18 protein-coding genes and 1 pseudogene are annotated in these 21,377 nt (G+C 42.5%); 10 read left to right on the forward strand and 9 right to left on the reverse strand.

Annotated features, from left to right (window positions below; genetic code table 11):
- Window positions 1-59 precede the first annotated feature (59 nt).
- Window positions 60-512 carry a DUF3531 family protein gene (locus tag NWP25_RS13050; protein ID WP_280651052.1) on the forward strand — a complete coding sequence of 151 codons (453 nt, stop codon included), beginning with the start codon at window positions 60-62 and terminating at the stop codon, window positions 510-512.
- Between the two features lie 95 nt (window positions 513-607).
- Complete coding sequence (locus tag NWP25_RS13055) at window positions 608-1,039, forward strand: NUDIX hydrolase (RefSeq protein ID WP_280651053.1); 432 nt, start codon at window positions 608-610, stop codon at window positions 1,037-1,039.
- A gap of 320 nt (window positions 1,040-1,359) precedes the next feature.
- On the opposite strand, the gene NWP25_RS13060 is transcribed toward NWP25_RS13055, so the two are convergent.
- The 6 genes from NWP25_RS13060 to bioU all read right to left on the reverse strand — a co-directional run bounded on the left by NWP25_RS13060 (window position 1,360) and on the right by bioU (window position 8,573).
- A complete protein-coding gene (locus NWP25_RS13060) occupies window positions 1,360-2,949 on the reverse strand; it encodes a glycoside hydrolase family 57 protein (protein WP_280651054.1) in 1,590 nt (529 codons plus the stop codon).
- Between the two features lie 248 nt (window positions 2,950-3,197).
- Window positions 3,198-4,325: a small ribosomal subunit biogenesis GTPase RsgA gene (rsgA, locus tag NWP25_RS13065; protein ID WP_280656409.1), complete on the reverse strand. Its 1,128-nt coding sequence runs from the start codon at window positions 4,323-4,325 to the stop codon at window positions 3,198-3,200.
- Window positions 4,325-4,579, reverse strand: coding sequence for a sulfurtransferase TusA family protein (locus NWP25_RS13070; protein ID WP_280651056.1), 255 nt, complete (start codon window positions 4,577-4,579; stop codon window positions 4,325-4,327). Before NWP25_RS13070 ends, rsgA begins: the two co-directional genes overlap by 1 nt.
- Window positions 4,579-5,712 (reverse strand): molecular chaperone DnaJ, encoded by a 1,134-nt coding sequence (dnaJ, locus tag NWP25_RS13075; RefSeq protein ID WP_280651057.1) that lies wholly within the window; start codon window positions 5,710-5,712, stop codon window positions 4,579-4,581. The genes NWP25_RS13070 and dnaJ overlap by 1 nt, the downstream gene beginning before the upstream one ends.
- Before the next feature lie 642 nt (window positions 5,713-6,354).
- On the reverse strand, window positions 6,355-7,089 hold the full coding sequence (grpE, locus tag NWP25_RS13080; protein WP_280651058.1) for a nucleotide exchange factor GrpE: 735 nt from the start codon (window positions 7,087-7,089) through the stop codon (window positions 6,355-6,357).
- Window positions 7,090-7,568: 479 nt separating this feature from the next.
- A complete protein-coding gene (gene bioU, locus NWP25_RS13085; RefSeq protein WP_280651059.1) occupies window positions 7,569-8,573 on the reverse strand; it encodes a (S)-8-amino-7-oxononanoate synthase BioU in 1,005 nt (334 codons plus the stop codon).
- 439 nt (window positions 8,574-9,012) lie between these two features.
- Between bioU and NWP25_RS13090 the strand changes: the two genes are divergently transcribed.
- From NWP25_RS13090 to NWP25_RS13105, 4 genes are all read left to right on the forward strand, one after another.
- Window positions 9,013-9,162, forward strand: a complete 150-nt coding sequence (locus NWP25_RS13090; protein WP_280651060.1) for a PsaJ protein — start codon at window positions 9,013-9,015, stop codon at window positions 9,160-9,162.
- Window positions 9,163-9,744: 582 nt separating this feature from the next.
- Complete coding sequence (locus NWP25_RS13095) at window positions 9,745-9,954, forward strand: DUF2997 domain-containing protein (RefSeq protein ID WP_280651061.1); 210 nt, start codon at window positions 9,745-9,747, stop codon at window positions 9,952-9,954.
- A 40-nt stretch (window positions 9,955-9,994) separates the two neighbouring features.
- Window positions 9,995-10,381, forward strand: a complete 387-nt coding sequence (locus NWP25_RS13100) for a DUF1257 domain-containing protein (protein WP_280656406.1) — start codon at window positions 9,995-9,997, stop codon at window positions 10,379-10,381.
- Window positions 10,381-10,839, forward strand: coding sequence for a ferredoxin (locus tag NWP25_RS13105; protein WP_280651063.1), 459 nt, complete (start codon window positions 10,381-10,383; stop codon window positions 10,837-10,839). Before NWP25_RS13100 ends, NWP25_RS13105 begins: the two co-directional genes overlap by 1 nt.
- Window positions 10,840-10,944: 105 nt before the next feature.
- Here the strand turns inward: NWP25_RS13105 and NWP25_RS13110 are convergent, their stop codons facing one another.
- From NWP25_RS13110 to NWP25_RS13120, 3 genes are all read right to left on the reverse strand, one after another.
- Window positions 10,945-12,537, reverse strand: coding sequence for a DUF4335 domain-containing protein (locus tag NWP25_RS13110; protein ID WP_280656405.1), 1,593 nt, complete (start codon window positions 12,535-12,537; stop codon window positions 10,945-10,947).
- 27 nt (window positions 12,538-12,564) lie between these two features.
- Window positions 12,565-13,170, reverse strand: coding sequence for a DUF3038 domain-containing protein (locus tag NWP25_RS13115; RefSeq protein WP_280651065.1), 606 nt, complete (start codon window positions 13,168-13,170; stop codon window positions 12,565-12,567).
- 174 nt (window positions 13,171-13,344) lie between these two features.
- Entirely contained in the window at window positions 13,345-15,741 is a 2,397-nt protein-coding gene (locus tag NWP25_RS13120; protein WP_280651066.1) for an endonuclease MutS2, read from the reverse strand.
- Between the two features lie 456 nt (window positions 15,742-16,197).
- On the opposite strand from NWP25_RS13120, the gene NWP25_RS13125 reads away from it, so the two are divergent.
- The 4 genes and pseudogenes from NWP25_RS13125 to NWP25_RS13140 all read left to right on the forward strand — a co-directional run bounded on the left by NWP25_RS13125 (window position 16,198) and on the right by NWP25_RS13140 (window position 21,288).
- A complete protein-coding gene (locus tag NWP25_RS13125; protein ID WP_280651067.1) occupies window positions 16,198-17,361 on the forward strand; it encodes a GuaB3 family IMP dehydrogenase-related protein in 1,164 nt (387 codons plus the stop codon).
- Between the two features lie 326 nt (window positions 17,362-17,687).
- Window positions 17,688-18,044 (forward strand): annotated as a pseudogene (gene trxA, locus NWP25_RS13130) (thioredoxin); the annotation flags it as partial.
- Window positions 18,045-18,493: 449 nt separating this feature from the next.
- Entirely contained in the window at window positions 18,494-19,564 is a 1,071-nt protein-coding gene (locus NWP25_RS13135) for an LOG family protein (RefSeq protein WP_280699574.1), read from the forward strand.
- Window positions 19,565-19,950: 386 nt separating this feature from the next.
- A complete protein-coding gene (locus NWP25_RS13140; protein ID WP_280651068.1) occupies window positions 19,951-21,288 on the forward strand; it encodes a D-alanyl-D-alanine carboxypeptidase in 1,338 nt (445 codons plus the stop codon).
- The last annotated feature ends 89 nt before the right edge of the window (window positions 21,289-21,377 follow it).

Consider the following 21,377-nt stretch of genomic DNA (forward strand, 5'->3'; position numbering starts at 1 on the left):
CTCAATTCATACCCTGATATGCTAATTCTTAGAAACGGTAATTCATATATTCCAGGGCAATGCAAATTCAGTTCCGTGAAATTAACCCTTTTGACCTGTGGATTTGGCTCAAATTCAGCACAATTCCTTCTGGACGTGAAAAGCAATATGTAGAAGAAGTTTTCAATTCCTGGTTTTATCTGGGGAAATTAGGTGCATTTAATGCCGAGAATCTCCAAGTTCAAGAAACAGGACTGGAAATCAGCTACATGAATTATGACTCCCAAGGGTATGATAAAAGTTTAATGGCACTTATGCACAATATGGGCGAGTTTGAGTATGAGGGACAATGGGCTCGTTGTTGGTTTGACATGGGAACTGCTGATGCCATCGCCCTTGATATTTTAATCAACGCCCTCAAACAGCTAAATGATGAATATGTTAATATTGAACATCTATACATCGGTGGTGAAAACGAAGATTGGCCTGTAGAAGATAGTGAGAACCCAAATTACTCTATCTACGATAATTAACCCCATTGCCAACAAATTAAAAAAGAATGGGGAACAGTGAACAGTGAACTGGATAGAGCAAAACAAATATTTTCCCTATTCCCGGTAATTTTGAGATGAGCAAACAAGAACAAATTCGGGTATTAGCTTTGGGATTAATCCGGGATGGCCATCGCATTTTTGTTTCTCAAGGGTATGATCCTTTAAAGCAAGAAACTTATTATCGCGCTTTAGGTGGAGGAGTTGACTTTGGCGAAACAAGCCAAGGTGCTTTACAACGAGAATTTCAAGAAGAAATTCAAGCCGAATTAACAAATATTCACTATGTGGGTTGCATAGAAAGTATTTTTACATTTAACGGTAGACAAGGACACGAAATTATTCAAGTTTATCAATGTGATTTTACTGATACCAAATTTTATCAACTAGAAAGCCTGATATTTTCTGAGCCAGAAAATTGCCAACATCAAGCACTATGGGTCGATATTGCTCATTTTAAATCAGGGAAACTAAAATTAGTTCCCGAAGCATTCTTTGCATATTTATAACTAGAAATCTTTAGGTAGATGCTAATAGAGTAATTAACCAAAGAAAGCAGAAATGTTGACTGTTGACTGTTGACTGTCCAAGTTGTGGGTCGGTGATACAAAATTTGAGCAATTAATGACTCTATATCTGGGTAAAACGCAAAAATTGTAAATTTTTATTGCAGGATTCAACACTTCTGCAAAGAAAGCTTAGTCATAGCCCTACTCCCAACTTCCTTCTTAATAAATCCCCAACTTTTCACAGGCTTCTGTGAAAAGTTGGGGATATCAGTATAATATCTACTAATTCTCTATCTTGAGAAACGCAAAAGTTCAGCCGACTACAAAGGACGGTAAACTCGATAGTTGACGTTAGGGAAAATATTGTCCATTAATTCCACCTTCTGCAGCCAACCGCTATCGACCTTGCCAATTTTCACATCTTCGTAGAGCTTATTGAAGCGCATCAAGTGCGATCGCGTTCTTCTCACCGCATAGGGTACCATCGTTCCCGTCCGCATAATAAAAGCCCAGTCAGAAGATTGTGCTAGCAAAAGTTCCCGCGCCGCTTGGTTGAGTGCTTTTTCTTGCAATTTGTCCTCAGCTTCTATACCGGATATTTCAATCATGCGTTCGGTTGCTTTGTGTAAATGTGGGTATATCCAAGCATTTGTTTCATTTAACCAATACTCATGGAAACCCTTATAACCCCAACTCGATTGCGAAGGGCGACAAACTTGCTGGGTAGGATTTGACTGCAAATAATCCCCTAGATGAGCCATTTGATATGTTCCTTGGTCATACCAAGATTTACGGAACAGGTAATCAATGAACCAGGGTCCTTCGTACCACCAGTGACCAAACAACTCTGCATCATAAGGGGAAACAATTATTGGCGCGCGACCCATAATACTGTGTAAATGCTCAACTTGGCGTTCACGGTTATACATAAAGTTCGCAGCGTGTTCTGCTGCTTTTTCCCTAGCCCAATAAGGGTCATACAATTCTTTGTCTGACAACCCTAAACCGCGGCCTGTAATTTTGTGATATTTAATCCCTGTGTTTTTTCGTTGACCATTAGGCATGATGTAGGGTTTGATGTACTCATATTCTGCTTCCCACCCCAAATCTTTATAAAATTCCCTATATTCCGATGCCCCCGGATAGCCTACTTCAGATGACCATACCTGCTGAGAAGATTCATGATCTCTACCAAAGGCTGCAACTCCTGTTTCTGTAAAAATCGGTGCATAAGTACCAAATCGTGGTCTTGGTCGGGCATATAAAATCCCATGTCCATCTGTTAGAAAATAGCGTAAACCAGCATCCGCCAGCATTCGCTCAACACCTTCATAGTAAGCGCATTCCGGCAGCCAAATACCTCTGGGCCCTTGTCCAAAGGTTTCCTCGTAATGTTCGCAAGCTACCTGAATTTGTGCCCACACGGCTTGGGGATACATTTTCATCAGTGGTAGATAGCCGTGGGTAGCTCCACAAGTGATTATCTCTAAGTTATTAGTATCTTGGAATTGCTTAAATGCTGTTACTAAGTCACCATTGCATTTTTCCCATACCTGACGCGCTTCGTTAAACTCAGTGGCGTAGTGTTCCGCTAAATAACGAATATGCCCATTATTGATATTATGCTCGATTTCTAGCTCTGTAAGTTCTTCTAATTTTGCCAAGTGCGCGTCATAGCGTTCTTGCAGTAGAGGATCGCGCAGCATCGACACCAGAGGTGGTGTCATACTCATAGTGATTTTGAAGTCGATACTATCTCGCTTTAAGCCCTCAAATACTTTCAATAAAGGTATGTATGTTTCTGTGATGGCTTCATAAAGCCATTCTTCTTCTAATACATAGTCACTTTCTGGGTGACGAACAAATGGCAGGTGTGCATGAAGTACAAGCGCGATGTAGCCGATAGCCATGGTGTTTTAAGGGTAATACGTGTGAGTTGATGTATGAGGGTTTGGCGAAATTAACAATATTTTAAGACTTTATGGGGTTGCTGTCTGTGGTTTTCTGGTTCAGTTTAGGTTTGAAGTTTTTTACTCAGGTTCTTTTTTCTTTCCGCTGCCCTGGGAATAAAGTTTTTCTAATGGTCTTTTAGGGATATGGATGTATTTTTACTCAATGATTTTTTAAGATGGGTTTGCTCAATCCAGTCCACTGTTCCCTATTCTTCGGCTTCTTGATACAATTGTTCTATCTCTTGCAACTGGGTTTTGCGTGAGGGGCGACGATATTTTTTTCTCTCTAATTTCGGTTCGTATTGCTGCTTACCGTTGCTTTTTGTTTTGATTTTCAGAGTTGATTCCGGGTCAGCTTGGTCAACAAGCTGACCATGGGAAATTTTGAACTGACGGGCGATAGCTTCGTCTAAAAATTGTAAATAATGTTCATACCTTTCCCAGTCGCCTCCCACTACACAATCAGGTTCGTCTCGATGCAGACAGTCTCTAAATCGACAGCTGGCTAATGCTAACCGCTCTCTGGCTTCAGGAAAGTAATATACTAATTCTTCCGGTCTGCATTCCAAGTCGGGTTGATTAAATCCGGGAGTATCTGCTAGTAAACCGCCCCCTGGTAGTTCAAATAATTCTACGTGGCGGGTTGTATGACGACCTTGTGCTAGTTTGCCGGATACTTCTCCTACTCGCAAATCAAGGGTGGGATTTAGCATATTAATTAAACTGGTTTTTCCGACTCCAGAAGGACCAGCAATTACTGTTATCTTATTTTTTAAATGCTTCAGTAGTGCATCTATATTGATGCCTGTGTGCACGCTAACAAAATGGGGCTGATAACCCCAGCCGGCTAGGCGATGGGCTATTTCCTGTTGTTTTTCTGGTGAGACTAATTCACTTTTGTTCAAACATAATTGCACTTCTACCGCTGTAGATTCGGCTTTGACTAGAAACCGACTTATTTGATACGGCTGCCAAGGTGGGTCTGTGAGAGCAAAGGTGAGTAGAATTTGGTCAACATTGGCAATGGCTGGTCGGTCTATTTGGCTTTGGCGAGGTAGGACTTGAGATATTGCTCCTCTACCACTAGACCAATGGGCTGCTGATACTACCACGCGATCGCCCACCATTACCTGCTGCCCAATTTTTTTCAAGCGGGTTCTGCGCGTACAGAGGAAGATGGGGGCCGTGGATGCTGGAGAATAATCCTTGTTGTCTCTTTCTAGTTTTGTACTCTCGTTTTCTATATCCAGTTGTACTCGATAGAAGTTTGCCTGGAGGGCTAATACTGTACCGAGCAACTGTCCATGAGTAGATATTGTTTCAAGGGTTGTCATTAGGCTGTGGGGGGACGGCGTACCAATAAGGAAAAATAGCCTAAGCAATCTGTAATTTTTTCAATGTGATATCCTGCCATGACTAAGCTATCAGGAACTTGCTCTATGGGTTCTCCAGAATCTAGCCATACTTCTAATAAACTTCCCGGCTGCATTTTTTCCAAATATAATTTTGTGCGGACAAAGTTAATGGGGCAAGGTGTGCCCCGCAGGTCAAGTTGAGCTTGGGGGGTTGAGGGATGAGAGGTTTTCATTACTTAAACAGATTTCCCAAAAATCCTTCTATACCACCTTTACCTGTACGGTCTCCCTTAATTTTAGCTAGCTTCTCTAGCAATTCTCTTTCTTCTGGTGTCACTTTAGTAGGAATGTCTATTAATATGGTCAGCAGTTGGTCTCCGCGACTGACAGGATTGCCTAAGCGAGGAACTCCACGATTTTCTAGCTTCATTACTGTGTTAGGCTGAGTTCCAGCCGGGATAATCAGTTCTACTAACCCGTCTACAGTTTCTACTTCCAAGCGGCAACCTAAAATTGCTTGTAGATAGCTAACTTTAATTTCCGAAAGAATGTTAATACCATCCCGTTGGAATTGTTCATCTTCATTGACAAACAAATAGACATACAAGTCCCCAGGAGGTCCACCACGTTGACCAGCATCTCCTTCCTGGGAGATTCGCAAGCGTGTACCATTATCTACCCCTGCGGGAATAGTAATTTTTAGTTTCTTTGGTACTTGATTTGTACCTTTTCCATCACAAGCATCACATTTGTCTTCAATTACCATTCCACTACCGTTACAAGTGGGGCAGGTTGACACTTGAGTGAAACTACCAAAAGGCGTTCTAGTAACGCGACGGACTTGACCCGAACCACCACAGGTGGAACAATTGCGAGGGCGAGTACCTGCTTTGGCTCCGGAACCCCCACAGGTATCACAGATTTCCAAATGGGAAATGCGAATTTCTTTTTCCCCCCCAAATACTGCTTCGCGAAAGTCTAACTTCAGGTCTAGCCTGAGGTCGTCACCACGCACCTGTCCACTGCGCCGTTTTTGGGTTTGACCACCCATCCCGCCACCAGCAAAGCCACTGAATATACTTTCAAAGATATCGGCAAAGCCGCCCATGTCCCCCATGTCTTGGAAGCCTGCACCAGCAGCACCACCTGATACACCTGCTTCACCAAAACGATTATAACGTTCTCTAATATCAGGCTCAGAAAGCACTTCATATGCGCGGTTAATTTCTTTAAATCGATCTTCCGCTCCCGGTTCTTTGTTCACATCTGGGTGATACTTCCGGGCTAAACGGCGATAAGCTTGTTTAATTTCTTCTTTGTCGGCGTCACGAGAGACACCCAGAATTTCATAATAGTCGCGGGCCATATAACAAAGGTAAAAGTTAGGAGGAAGAAAGCAGAAAGCAATAAACGCCACAGACACTTGCTATCTTACGGTAAGTCATATTCCTCAACAGTGGCTACTCGTAACAGTAGGCCACTCAGCACAATAGAACTTACTCCTGTGCTTCGCCCAAGGGCGAACAGTCGCTCAAGTGACTTTGGAAGGGCGGCTTGCCGGAAACCGGGCAGAAAGAAAAAGTAAATTTTTATTAATATATCGATTGTACCTTTTACCTTTCACAAAAATCACCGGCAAGTTTAAAGCAACATTTGCTTTCCTCATGGGAGAGAACAAAAGCCGCCAAAGTAAAGCACATAAACTGCCTCTCTTACAATTGTGCTACCTACCAGGGTCAACCCCTGGTGATGAACCATAGGAACTACCCCCACAATTAGGTGCGGAAAACCCCCCAGGAGGATTGCAGTTAAAACACTGACATTTGTATATGGTGAGCTTATTGTCATCAACTCTTGACCCATAGGCAACCTGTGATCACAAGGTGGGCTGCAAAAGTCCGGCAAACCGTCACCAGCCCTATCCTTGCTGACATATGCAATGCCTATCCTTGGTATAACCTAACCACTCTTGGTCAATCAGACGAGGAACTACAATTTCACCGTCAGATCAACTCGACTGATCTTCCTGTACAGGTGGTGTGTCTTCCTTAGGAGCAGCCACCTTGACCATGGAATGGCGCAGCACGCGATCGCCTAAATAATATCCGCGTACTAATTCTTCCAACACTGTTCCTTCTGAATGTTCATCCGTAGGTTCGCGCATAACTGCTTCATGGAGATTAGGATCAAATTGTTCACCTTCAGGACGCATCGGTGACACCCCTATGCGTTTTAGAGATTCAACTAGTTGTTTATAAACTCCTTGATAACTTTTGTGAATTGTCATCTCGCCTTCGGTTTGTGGCTTGAGGTGCGCTCGTGCTCGCTCAAAATTATCGACTACGGGTAGCAATTCCAAAATTGTATTCCGCTTCACTTGCAATTCCAGCTCTTCCTTTTCTTTGCTCGTGCGTTTGCGGTAATTCTCAAAATCCGCCGCAATCCTCATATACTGAGTATTGCGTTCTTCTAGTTGCCCCTTGAGAGACTCAATTTGTTGAGTTAATTCTCCCAAAACAGCGGTTTCTACTTCAGTCTTTTCCGTCGCAGCTACACCATCTTCTATTGTCATCGTCGTATCATCCGATACATTGCTTGGGGTTTTCACTTGCTCAGTAACCTCGCCGCCAGATTCGTTAGAGTTCATTTGGGCTGGGGAGTCAGTCTTCATTGCTTGCTTTACCTCTGTTGGTTCACCCAATTGCTGGCTTGTGTTGTTCACTTGTTTATTTTCGTCTATCATCGTCTACTCGTCCCAGATTGTTTTTATGGCAGTAAGTCGCCACAGCCTACAACTGAAGCTAATTTTTTTTGCCGACACTTTTCTAAAAATAATCATGCCACCGCCTTCCTATTGTGACAAATGATGAACACGTTAGCGTAGACACCCAGGGGACGGTATTCCAAACAAGTAGATTAGCACCATAGATTAAGTCCTTTGGAAGATTGTTAATTTCACATCATAATTAATAGCTTTGTCTTCTCACTACCAACCAAAATTAACATCTTTACATTGTTCATTACTTTCGCGCAAATTTCTGGAGTGGAAAACTAACATTTACCCAGGTAAATGAAAGTTCCCTAGTACTCACCATGATAGCGACGGCAACACAGCGTAAAACACCAGCACAGAGGGAATCATTCCGCGGCACTCCCCTATGAGTACAGAAGCTCCAACTATAGCCTCAGGTGTAGGTATTTACATTTTCCAGTGGTACTTGATTACTTGACAAATTGGGGCATAATTTCGGCTGCGGTGAAAATGCCATAAATACCCCGCTGGTGTAACTGTTTACCAGCTTTGAGATAACCAAAGGCAGGTCCACAAACATTAGCAGCCATGCTGGTTTCATCTCCTAAAGTAAAAGTATGAGTGGAAATCCTACCTTCAAAGGTGCGTCCTGTCACCTTAACGTTGGTACTAAGGGGTTTTTTTGCATTGCGAGTATCAACCACGCCACCAACTGTAACGCGATCGCGGGAACAAATACCGGCAAACTCCAGCATAATATCATCAGCGTGTTCCATATTCTCCAAGGTCAGCACGCCATTGGTTTTATCTAATAAAGCTTCTACTTCTGCATCAGTCATTGCCCTGGCAGTCTCTACACCATAACCAGGCATATGTCCAATATCTTCCCGAACCGTAGCGCGATAAGCTTCCCAATTGGCAATACCCACACCAAAAGTAATTTCTACTTTGTGAATTTCTGCATAACTTTGGGCGGCTAAGGCTGCGGCTGCTGTTAATAGTCCTGGTGTGGCACCACATCCACACATATAACTAATTCCAGATGCTTCTAATTGTGCCTTCATCGACAACAGTTGTTCCACTGCACTGGTGCGCTTAATGGCATCCACTAGCACACCCCGCCAACCAGACTTGATAAATTCTTGGGCGACTGAAGGAATAAAGTCATTGGGTAAGTTAGGTAATGCCAGGAAATACCCATCTACAGGCTGACTCGTAGCAATTAAATCTTGAATGCTGTGATTGCTTAATGTGCCAAATGGTTCCAAATAACCAACTGAACCTTGACATTGGTAGGTTTTAATGCAGTCTCCAATATTCAAACCTTCTGTAGAGTAAGCGTAGCCTTTTTGGTCGGCGGCTGCAACTAAGAGCATTTCCTGTTTCCCAGCCAATACCCTAGCGGCTGCTTGTCCCAGTCCACCGAAACCCAGGACTCCGACGCGGATAGGTTGGTTTGTTAGGTGTGTATTCATAGTAAATTTATCGACTTGTGTTAACAGCTATAAAGGTTAATTATGCTCCATTATCCTTCCTTCGTTAGCTGACTAATGGTTTTTTTACCAGAATATTTTTGTTGACAATTTCACACTCCCCGACCTCAAGGTACGGGGTTGACACTCCCCTTGCCTTTAGGCAAGGAAATTCTACATTCACCATGGAAACTTGCTCAACCAGACATGCCCCAAAGAAAGTAGAAGCTTCAACTCCCGTAGCGTTATATGCCTAACGGCAGGCCACGCCGACAATGCCCCCCATAATTACTGCTGGTTTTACATCTCTTTGTAACTCACATGGAATATTTAAATAGGAATAAATGTAAATCCATTAACCTTACCTCAGCTAGATTAATGGTGTAGATAAATATTTATTATTAAACTAATAAATTAAATTTAAACCGAAACAATTAACTGTATGGAGAAAATAAATCAAGAAAAACAATATTTTCTGAAATATCTCTCTACCGCACCTGTACTTGCAGTTGCTTCAGTTATACTTGCTTTTACTACTTGGACTATTTTTAATTACATTTTCCCTGACCTTCTGTTTCACCCCTTGCCATAAAAACCATTGGTTATACTGCCATTACCGAAGAATCAATAATTTCGGCATTAAATTACCGGGGGAATTCTAAAATAATTTCTTTTATACCCACATAAATCTCTAAAGCCAGGAGCTTCGGTCTCGTTTTTTTGGCCAAAAAACCACTGGTTTCATACCCTGTTGTACTGCACAGGTAACATACTTTCACTGAGTGCAATTACTATCATGGAACCTAATCTATGCTAAGACTAGCATAGTTTTAATGAAAATGATAAATTTTTGCAACAAATCCTGTATTTTTGTGAAGCCAATAACTGTCCATAGCAGTGCTAGTGCTGATTTTTAGGGCTTTTTTGGCTGAATCTAGCAGAGCAACTGTCAGCTTGACTAATTTTTCAGGTTAAGAGAAACTAACTAATAACTGATGTATGTGCTTATAATAATAATAATTTTTGTAAAAATTCTGAGATATATATTTTGAAAAACGGAACATTAGTTAACAAATGCCAGGTTTGTATCTAAGTAAAAAGTTCCAAAGGCTACATTTTTAGCCTGCTGCTCAGGCAGTACAGTTCAAAGATACTATCATAGTTGGCCAAAAGCATGGAGACATTAGAGTTCATCATCTATCCAGACGGTCGAGTACAAGAAAAAGTCACTGGCATTATGGGCAATTCTTGCGCTGAAGTTACAGCAGCAATAGAGGCACAGCTGGGGCTAGTACTTAGCCATGAGCCAACCTCAGAATTTTTTGCTCCTCAGGTTCAGGAATCTCCTGTGGTAAACACGCAAGCCACATACAGTGATTGGTAAAATTTCTCAAAAATTTAGTGTCATTTATTTAACAACTGCCATGTCACACTTTAGCCAAATCAAGACTCAAATCCGTAACCTTGACTCTTTAAAAGATGCTCTCACCGAATTGGGCATAAACTGGAAACCTGGCCCACGCGAAGTACGCGGCTATCGTGGTCAAACCCATCCTGCAGAAGTAACCATTGAGCAGGAAAATGGCTATGACATCGGCTTTAGATGGAATGGCAAAGAATACGAATTAGTAGCAGACTTACAATATTGGCAACAAAGCTTGTCTGTGGATGGATTCTTACGTCAAATAACTCAACGCTACGCTTATCAATCAGTTATCAAAGAAACCACCCGTGCAGGCTTTCAAGTTGCCGAAGAACAAAAAAATCAAGATGGTTCAATTCGCCTAGTAGTTCAACGCTGGAGTGCCTAATGGCTGATTTTGTAACGTCGCCGTCAGAACAAGAAAACAACCGTTCCGGTCTGGAGCCAGAGTTAGGCGGTTTCTTACGCGACGAGCCAGAACGCTCTGGTCTAGAACCAGAACTGGGCGGTACTGAGCGTCAAAAGGGCATTTACGTTGACGAAATTACTTGCATTGGGTGCTTACACTGCGCTCACGTGGCGCGCAACACCTTCTACATTGAACCAGACTATGGGCGATCGCGAGTGATTCGCCAAGACGGTGATAGTGAGGAGATGATCCAAGAAGCAATTGATACTTGTCCGGTTGATTGCATCCATTGGGTTGATTATACTGAACTAAAAAAGTTAGAAGAAGAGCGCAAATATCAAGTAATACCTATTGCAGGCTATCCAGTAGAACAATCTGTATCTACTAGCGAACGGCGACGTAAAAAGCAAAACTTAAAAAACAAAAAATCCCATTAATTCCATTAGTAATTAATAATCAAAAAGCCTTTGTAGGCTCTCTTGTATCAGGTAGAAATGAACATCCCTACCTGATACATATTTATGAGCATTTACCAATTATTCTTAATTTTCAGGAAAAGTTTGCACCTTACCATCAGGACTGAGAACAACTCGAATTTTGAGAATTTCTCGATTTTTATTGGCAGAAACAAAAGGTTGACCGATTTCTGGTATCCCGCTACTTTCGATAAATTTTGTCGCAGCCTGATTGAGAGGATAAATCCTTTCAATACTACCATCAATATCCACTATCAAACTATATTCTAAGGTTTCTGTAAATCCAGTAGGTGGCTGCCACCGCTTTGTGAATATTTCTCTGGCTTCTGCTACTTGAGGTGTGTCAAACAAAGTCCTTTGAGTTCCAGATTCCTCGATTTTAGTCCTTACTGGTTGACTCATTGACCTAGTAAGTAACGAACTCTGATTATCTACCTCAACATCAACATTTACAGAAGAATTAATTGCTGTTTCAATTTGCTGTTGATTAACTAATGAGTCCGATGAAGAAGGAGTCTGGCTAATTTTTTTGTTCGCATTACCAGACACAGACAAGGGAAGTGATGAAATACCAGGTAATGCATCTCCCTTAGCAGACAAGCTAGGTGTTAAAGACCGCTTTTGAGTTAGCGCACTTTCATTTTGGGGATTTGATAAAGCAGTAATAGTTTGTTGAGGAGTTGTAGAGGTTATAGTTCCTAAATTGCTATTTATATCACGAGCTTTCGACTTAAATATAGATAGGGGAGCTTGTGCAGATGATACAGATGAAGAGGAATTCCTAAACAGATCAGAATTAGATGCTTGAGAAATCTGTTCAGACAAAGTGACAGAAGGAAATTGAGAATTTGAGCCTACAGGTGGTAGCTGTTTTAAATCATGGGAAGGGGTAAATTCTGTTGGCAATCTGGGAACTTGGAAAGAGGATAAGGGTTCTAGGGCTGTTTTCCCCTCTTGTGGCTTAGATATTTTTGCCGTTTGTGGTTGATTTTGTCTCTTACTGTTAGCAAATTGCCAAGTCACCGGTAACAAACCCACACCCAACACCATCACTGCGGCAATAGGAGCCCAAGCAGGTAATCGCAGATTCAAATTTTTTTGAGTTTCATTTGGTAAAGCCATGATATCAGTAGAGTAACCATCTAAAGCAGTTGCTAAGTCGAATAGTTGCAGCAGACTCAGTTTAATAATTGAACCAGTTGTCTGGTTAGCCAGGGAACCCAGAAACAAATTATGAGTTAAATAATTTGCTGGTTCTAAGTAGATTTTCCCCTGTGATGTTTGGGATGTAAAAGATTTGAAGGTTTTAATATTTCCTAGTGGAGATGGGTTAGACCCGGACAATTCCAATTCATGGGACACTTTATTAGAATCTTGGGGTTCGGTCAGACTGAGCCAAAAGTTATCCGGGGGTTGCTGTAGAAACTCTTGTACATAGCTGGTGACAACATCACACAAATTTTCTAGTTGATCCCGATCACCCCGAACCAAAATTTTACCTTCTTCCGGTAGTTGGGGAGCATCAAAATACAATTCAAAAGATAGCTGCTTGATCACTGTTTTTCCCATCAAATGAGATAAGGGTGAACTTTGCGCTAATATTTCCAGAGTACAAGTCGGGGGTGTATAGCGTCTAATGACTGAATTTAATCGTGGCATGGCAGAAACGGCGAGGGAGAAGATTATTTAAAATTTTGCATAACTGTCTATAAGTGCTAGCCAGAAACGGCGGTGTCCACCAGGCGCACTATAAAACAATAAATCTACAAGCAGTTTTAGTGCCAAGTGGGTGAGTAGATCTGTGGTTATTTGTTCGTCTTCTTCCATCCGTTCTTGGTAGGTGTTACAGAAAGCATCGATGTAATCTCCAAGTAAAGCAGCCTGATGAGGTTTCCGCTTGTTTTCCGCCATTTGTTCTAGTAGACCAACAGCACGGCGAATCAATTCTTGGTGCTGTTTGGCGAGGTAGCAAATAATGAGAACGAGCGAGCGAGCTTCCTCTACATCTAGCTTTTTCCGCCCACCTTGACCTTTGCGTAAGGGATTAGACTGACGCAATCGCCACAAAGCTACCCGGTCTGGCACTCTTGATTCTAAATTGAGATTAATGGCCGCAGACAGCATGGCCTCGGAACCAATACCAGTTAAAGTTTCTAGCGCCAACAGCACCAAGTCTAATTGAGTTTTGATATTGTCCCATTGAACTTTACTTGAGGCTGGGAGCTTAATTAAATCCCCCCACTGGGGATTTGGTGTGGCTGAATCAGCGGCCGAGTGCATAACTTTTAGCATAGGTGATCAGGCTTTAGGGGCTGTTGCTGTTACCCATTTTGAAACAAGACTCTTAAATATCAAGGTTGGTTTCCCATTGCTATTAGCCAGAAGCTGCCGCAAGCTTTGCTCATGTTGGTAAACAGCAGTAGTCTTTGTCTTACTCTACTAGAAGAAAATTTATTTTCCACCTTGTCAATTGACATGAGCAATGGTGACACCACTACCACCATCTGCTTGCTCTGCTGGTTCATGGTGGCTAACTCTGGGGTGCTGCTCCAAAAATGCATGAACTCCTTGGCGCAACTTCCCAGTTCCGTGTCCGTGAATAATCCATATTGGGCCTGTAGCCTCAGAAATTACTTTATCTAAAAGAATTTCCGAATCAGCTACCCGTTTACCACGTAAATCCACCGTATTCCAAGAAGTACGAATAGCTGGGGTGTTTTGTTCTGGTTGAGTAACAGGTGCTAGCGCTGGCTTTTGTTTCACCACCGGTTCAGGTTTTTGACCATCCAAAGATTCAATATCTTCCAGCTTCACTGTCATCTTCATCATGCCAAAACGCACACTGAATTCACCATCGGCATTGGGAGAGGTTAAAACTTCTGCTGTTTGCCCAAACTGGGAAATCCTCACACGATCACCAACTTTAGGCGTAAACCCAACCTTTGGTTTCGGCGCTACTACTGGCTGATATTTTTGAGAAATTTTATTTAACTCATCCGTTGCTTGCTGGGCATCTTGGGCTTTGGGTTTACCCTGTTGCAAACGGCGAATTACTTGGGCAATTTCAGCTTTAGCCTGGGTGATCGCTTGCTGTACAGCTAGTTCTTGCTCTGCCCGTAAAGCTTTTTCCCGTTCTTGCAAAGCTTGAGATTTTGCCGAGACTTCTTGATATAACCGTTCGGCTTGTTGCAGCAAACGTTGAGCTTCCGCAGCTTTTGTTTCTTGACGGCGGCGTTGCGCTTCCAACCCAGCAATTACCTGATTAACTTCATCTGTTGCGCCCCCCACCTCAGCTTTTGCCTCTTCTACCACCTCTGGTTTTAAGCCTAAACGCCGGGCAATTGTCAAAGCGTTAGAACGCCCAGGAATACCCCACAATAAACGATAGGTAGGTGAAAGTGTTCTTTCGTCAAATTCCACAGAAGCATTTTCAAACCGCTCATCCTCATATTTCAGCGCTTTTAATTCACCAAAGTGAGTGGTGGCAATGGTCAACTGAGCATGATGAGCGAGATATTTCAATAATGCGATGGCCAATGCACTACCTTCCACTGGATCCGTTCCCGCCCCGACTTCATCAAGTAATACCAGGGATGAAGGATTGTCAACTTCATTTTCTTCACTGCCCAAAGCATCCAAAATCCGACTAATACGGCGGATGTGTCCAGAAAATGTAGATAAACTTTGCTGTAACGATTGTTCATCCCCAATATCAGCTAGCACCTGGTCAAACCAAGGTATTTCCACTGGTTCACGGGCAGGGACAAATAATCCCACTTTAGCCATCAATGCTGCCAAGGCCAAGGTTTTTAAAGTAACTGTTTTACCCCCAGTGTTAGGCCCCGTAATCGTTACTACCCGAATATGGGGACTGATGATCAAGTCCACAGGAACCACGGGTTGACCATGTTCGTGCTGTTGTTGCCACACCAGCAAAGGATGGCGCAATTGCCTCAGTGTAACAATTTCCTTCTCTTCACGGTTGATAAATCTGGGCTGATTGGCTCCTAACCAAAAACTATACCTAGCTCTAGCTGTTGCTAAATCCAACGTTGTCACAATTGCCAATAATCGTTCTAAATCTGGCTTGACTGCTGCTACTTGCCCTGTTAACTTGCGCCGAATTGCTTCTTCTTCTGTTTGTTCTCTTCTTACTGTCTGCCGCAGTTGGTTACCCAATGGCACTATAGAATTAGGTTCTACGTAAAGTGTCGCTCCACTAGTAGAACTATCATGCACAATACCAGGGATAGCATCTTTTTGTGGTGCTTTCACAGGGATGACATAGCGATCGCCCCGTTGGGTAATTAGCTGTTCTTGGACTGCACCAGATTTTACAACTAAAATCTGGTGCAGCTTTTCTGTAATTTCACTACGTATTTTACGTAATCCTGTGCGAATTTCTCCGAGTTTTTGGCTGGCACGGTCGGTTACTTCACCTCGTTCATCAATACATCGGTGTATTTCTTGCTCTAATTCAGGATAAGTCCGCAATTCCGCGACCAACTCAGTTAATGTGGTTAAATCTTCTTGGTTATCAATAACACGACGTAAATTTCTAGCACCTGCCAAAGTCGTAGCGATGGCTAGCAGTTGGTCCCCCGCTAAAATACTGCCAACTTCTGCCCGTTCTAAAGAATCACCAATATCCTGAACTCCCTCAAACGACAATCCGGTTGTCAATCGAGTTTCCAGATGGTAAACTTCTGATGTCTGGGCTAATAACTGCTTACTGACTGTTTGAGATGCAGGTATTTTGAGGCGAAGTGACGCCATCGTCCCTAGTTTAGTTGCCGCGAAGGTAGAAAGATGCTGGCAAAGGCGATGCCATTCGAGTAGTTCTAAGGTTTCAGATTGGATCAAGGCTTCAATATCTAATCTGAAAGAATTGTAACAATTTCAGAGGGTCAAAGGTTAAAACCTCAAGGGGAAATTTTTCTTGCTTCCCATGCAGGCTATAACCCTCTCAAAGTACGAAACTACATCCTTAAAAATTTTTATGTAACCCACTCACAACATCCATGCCATGTTAACTCTTAACACATAATCTTTAAAGATTTTGGAAAATTTTCGCATTTCTTGATCATTCTCATCACCGGGCATTCTTCCTTGGCCAAAAAATTATATCAGCATACACAGAGTATGCAAGTATAAGTGTATATTCATTTATTCGAGGTATACTTAAATTTTAAACCTTAGCTAACAATTTTGCCCAGAGACTTATGCAGTAAAAATTATTGGTTGCTAGCAAAAAAAAACGCCCCAAATCCCCTCACAATTTGATACCCTAGCTTAAACAGAATTGAGAAAAGTTAAAGCGTGGACATTCAACTTGGGCGGGGAAAAAAAGCTCGTCGAGCTTATGGAATTGATGAAATTGCTCTGGTCCCCGGTAACAGAACACTCGATCCGAGTCTAGCAGATACTAGGTGGACTATCGGCAATATTGAGCGACAAATCCCAATAATTGCCAGTGCGATGGATGGCGTAGTCGATGTCAAAATGGCCGTAAAATTGTCACAGCTAGGAGCATTAGGAGTTATCAACTTAGAAGGTATTCAAACTCGCTACGATGACCCAGAGCCGATTTTACATCGGATTGCCTCTGTAGGGAAAAGTGAGTTTGTTTCCTTAATGCAAGAACTGTATGCCGAACCGATAAAACCAGAATTAATTGAAAAACGCATCCAGGAAATTAAACAGCAAGGTGGTATAGCAGCAGTAAGTGCCACCCCAGCAGCTGCAAGCAAATACGGTCAGGTAGTGGCAAAAGCTGGGGCAGATTTATTTTTCGTGCAAGCTACGGTAGTTTCTACGGCACACTTATCACCAGAGTCGATAGTTCCCCTGGATTTGGCCGAATTTTGCCGTTCTATGCCCATTCCTGTGGCGTTGGGGAATTGCGTGACTTATGAAGTCACTTTAAATTTGTTGAAAGCTGGGGGCGCCGCGGTATTAGTGGGAATTGGCCCCGGTGCAGCTTGTACCTCCCGTGGTGTCTTGGGTGTTGGTGTACCCCAAGCAAGTGCGATCGCCGATTGTGCTGCGGCCAGGGATGACTATTATCAGGAAACTGGTAATTATATTCCCATCATTGCCGATGGCGGTTTAATAACTGGTGGCGACATTTGTAAATGTATTGCCTGCGGTGCCGATGCGGTAATGATCGGTTCTCCCTTTGCCAGATCTGCCGAAGCTCCAGGTAGGGGTTATCATTGGGGAATGGCAACTCCCAGCCCAGTACTGCCCCGTGGTACACGCATTAGCGTTGGTACAACTGGCAGTCTAGAGCAAATACTCATGGGTCCTGCAAAACTAGATGATGGCACTCATAATCTTCTAGGAGCCCTAAAAACTAGCATGGGTACATTAGGAGCCAAAAATATCAAAGAAATGCAGCAAGTTGAAGTGGTAATTGCTCCTTCCCTATTAACTGAAGGAAAAGTATACCAAAAAGCCCAACAATTAGGTATGGGTAAGTAAAAAGATGCGGAATAGGCATTAGGGAATTGCTAATAAAAAATAAATTTTTTACCACGCCCTATGCCCCATACTTAAACTCCACTGCTTCAGAAAAATTTTTTCCACACTGTTAAACAATCCCTGGAAAAATCAGATATCTAGCCTACAATAGAGATAGCGGAGACGCATGTTTCCGTTCACTCCTCACACCACACTCCGCCCGGACTACTGTTCGGGCGGTTCCTTATGTTTGTGCATAATCTCTTTAGCTTTGTTGCAAATGTACATTCTTGACTTCTAGCCTGCTGTTTTTGCTATGGTAGAATTTTCACCAAACTCAGAAATATAATTGGCAAAGGTTTTTAGGCATGTCAGCAGCCACAGAAGTTACGGATTCTAATTTTCAGCAAGAAGTAATCAAAAGCAATATACCAGTTTTAGTTGACTTCTGGGCACCTTGGTGCGGTCCTTGCCGCATGGTAGCTCCTGTTGTGGAAGAAATAGCTGGTCAGTATGAAGGTCAAATAAAAGTTGTCAAGGTAAATACTGACGATAATCCTCAAGTCGCCAGTCAGTACGGTATCCGCAGTATCCCTACATTAATGATTTTTAAAGATGGGCAGAAAGTTGATATGGTCGTCGGTGCCGTGCCTAAAAGTACACTAGCTAATACCTTGAACAAACATCTAGGTATATCTTCGTGAAGAAGTTTGCGAGGCGCGAAAACTCGCGTCTCAACAAAACTTTTATGGTGCCAAACACCCTCAAATTAACAATGCTACAGTAAAACGTTGTTCTGGAAAATATGTTATTGCTTCCCAAGCAAAATGGAGTTTTTGTAACGATTTATTGCGCTACATAACTCCTATTTAATTTTTGGTGGTGTAGCCTAGGTTATGGACTACCTCCTTTTGAATGTTCCACTTTACCTGTGAATTTTTTTCTTTCCACAGCAGTAAATTTACAGAATTAAATCCATTGCCATTAATTTCTTGACAACTGCCGCGGTTAATTTTAAATCAGAATATTGTTAATAGTCTGGACTATGTTCATAGTCAGAAACCATGCACCATCACATAACGATTACTCAAAGCAGTTGTCAACTGCATTCCAAAATCAGGTAAAATGTAATGCCATTGTAGCGACAGTTCTCATGACCTCATCTGCGTCGTTTGACACATCAGAGACTCTTCAGGCGGATATCGCTGAACTATTTGATCGCTTACCGACGTTAAAAAATCGCATCCTAATTCAGCAAGCCCTGGCTACTATAGTACGTTTAGCTGATAGCGAGATTGAACGTCTTGACTGGAAAATCTTGTCCGCTGCTTTAGCAGATATGGAAAGAGGTTTCCAGCTATTTTATGACTACCGACACGTCCGCAAAGTAACTATTTTTGGTTCTGCTCGTCTATCGCCAGAAACACCAGAGTATCAGATAGCCCTTCAGTTTGCTCGTGCTGTTTGTCAGTTAGGATTCATGGTAATGACCGGTGGTGGCGGCGGCATTATGCAAGCTGGTCACGAAGGCGCTGGACGAGATAATTCCTTTGGTTTAAATATTCAGTTACCGTTTGAGCAGCAAGCTAACCCATTTATTGAGGGTGATCCTAAGCTGATTCATTTCAAGTATTTCTTCACCCGGAAACTATTTCTCCTTAAAGAAAGTGATGCTGTAGCCTTATTTCCTGGAGGTTTTGGGACTCAAGATGAAGCTTTTGAGTGTATGACCTTAAGCCAAACTGGTAAATTTGGACCTGTTCCTGTAGTTTTAATTGATCATCCAGGTGGAGATTACTGGCTCTCTTGGAGCAAATATGTTGATCAGCAACTAGTCCAAAAAGGTCTTGTCAGCCCTGAAGACCCCAGCCTTTACACAGTGACAGATAATCTAGAAGTAGCTTGTAATGCCATTACTAATTTTTATCGCGTTTATCACTCTAGCCGCTACGTAGGAGAGCAGTTGGTCATTCGTCTTTCAACAGATTTATCAGATGCTGTGGTAGAAAAGTTAAATGCTAACTTTAGCGACATTCTGGTGAAAGGAAAAATTCAAAAAAGTCAGGCTTTGCCCCAAGAAAACCAAGATGAGACCGCAGAACTACCCCGCCTCGTTTTCTACTTTAACCAACGTGACTTGGGTCGTTTATATCAGATGATTGCCGCAATTAACCAGATGGGTACTCCTCCACCGTCAGAAAAGGAACATCCAGAAAGAAAGTAGCTACCAGGGGTGGTTTCCCCACCCTCCTTAACCACAGTTGCAGAATTTTTAGATGGTGATGTGCTACGTAAATTCAGCGAAAAACCTGAAGGATGGCAATCATCAGGAAAACCAGTAAAACCATGATTTTACCGGAGAGCAAAAAATATTTTGTTCAATGCTAATGGCAAAGGTGCCGCTAATATTTTAGTTAAAGTAGTGATAAAACTAGATTTAGACCTTAGTGGAATCAATAGGGTGTCCTTGATAGCACCATTGAAAGTTCCTTTGTGGACTTTTTAAGAATCCCCTGGCTTCTAAGCATGGGAAGTATCAACAATTCTGAAATTCTGATCATCTTCAAAAAACCTGTACATTAACACAGGAAAGATATAAGGAAATCAAATATGCTGGAATTATTGGGTTCAGGTTTAATTTCTCTTTGGTTGGAAATGGCTGGTGTACAAATCAAGCCGGCGCAAGCCTTAGAGGCATTAACTTGGCAAAATAGCCCTGGCTTGGTTCTAGCACCTGATCCAAATCCAACGGGAACCACCACAGTAAAAAAATATTTGCAAGCACTGACTTCCTCGCAATTGGTGACGGAAAACTTAACCAATAGTCAAGGAATTTGGATGCAGTCAGGGCCGATTTTGATGGCTAATCATCAAGGTACAACACCTCTACCCGCCGCCTCTCTCACCAAGATTGCCACTTCACTTGTTGCTTTGAAAACCTGGGGGCCAAACCACCAGTTTGAAACTTTGGTCAGTGCCACAGGACCAATAGTTAACGGAGTGTTACAGGGAGATTTGGTGATTATCGGTGGTGGTGATCCCTTGTTTGTTTGGGAAGAAGCCATCACTCTGGGTAACACTCTAAATAAAATCGGCATCAAACAAGTTAAGGGAAATTTGCTCATCACCAGCAATTTCGCCATGAATTTTGAACAAAATCCCATACTAGCTGGTCAGATGCTCAAGCAAGCACTGAATCGTTCAAGTTGGACTCGTCCGGCAAATTATACACATTCAATCATGGCCAAGGGGACAGCCAAACCCCAAATTGTTATTGCCGGTAGCGTCAAGTTAGCACCCCAACTAAACCCCCAAGCAACCCTGCTGGTACGTCACCGTTCTTTAACCTTGCAGCAACTAATCAAGGAAATGAATGTTTTCAGTAACAACGTTATGGCAGAGATGTTGGCGGAGTCAGCGGGAGGAGCAGGTGTCGTGCAATCCAAAGCTACCACATTGGCTGGAGTACCGGAGGCAGAAATTAAGTTAATTAATGGTTCAGGATTAGGGGTAGACAATCGTATTTCTCCAAGAGCAGCTTGTGCTATGTTAATGGCGATTCAACGGGAAGCAGTCGCCCATAAAATTAATGTGGCTGATTTGTTTCCTACCTTTGGATTTGACCGTCGCGGAACATTGCAAGGGAGAAAAATGCCTGATGCCACTGTCATGAAAACTGGTACCCTACGCGAAGTGAGCGCTTTAGCTGGAGTGATACCCACAGGCCACCGCGGTTTGGTTTGGTTTGCTATTATTAACCGTGGCCCACAAATTTCTGGTTTCCGCGCTAGTCAGGATCAGTTATTACAAGCTCTTGTTAAACAGTTAGATGTAGCTCCCAATATTCCTCCTACCATTACTCCCAAATCTCCTAAATATTTTTCACCTGAATTGGGTTCTGCTACTCGTAACGAAATTTTGTTAGGTGTGAATAATAATAATTCTTAATCCCTAACTCAGCAGATCTGTACAAATAAACCTAGTTGCAAAAGCACAAAAAGCAAACAATCCTCAAACCCTTACTCATCAGCAATGAC

This window comes from Umezakia ovalisporum Ak1311, from assembly GCF_029891685.1.
Taxonomy (GTDB): domain Bacteria; phylum Cyanobacteriota; class Cyanobacteriia; order Cyanobacteriales; family Nostocaceae; genus Umezakia; species Umezakia ovalisporum.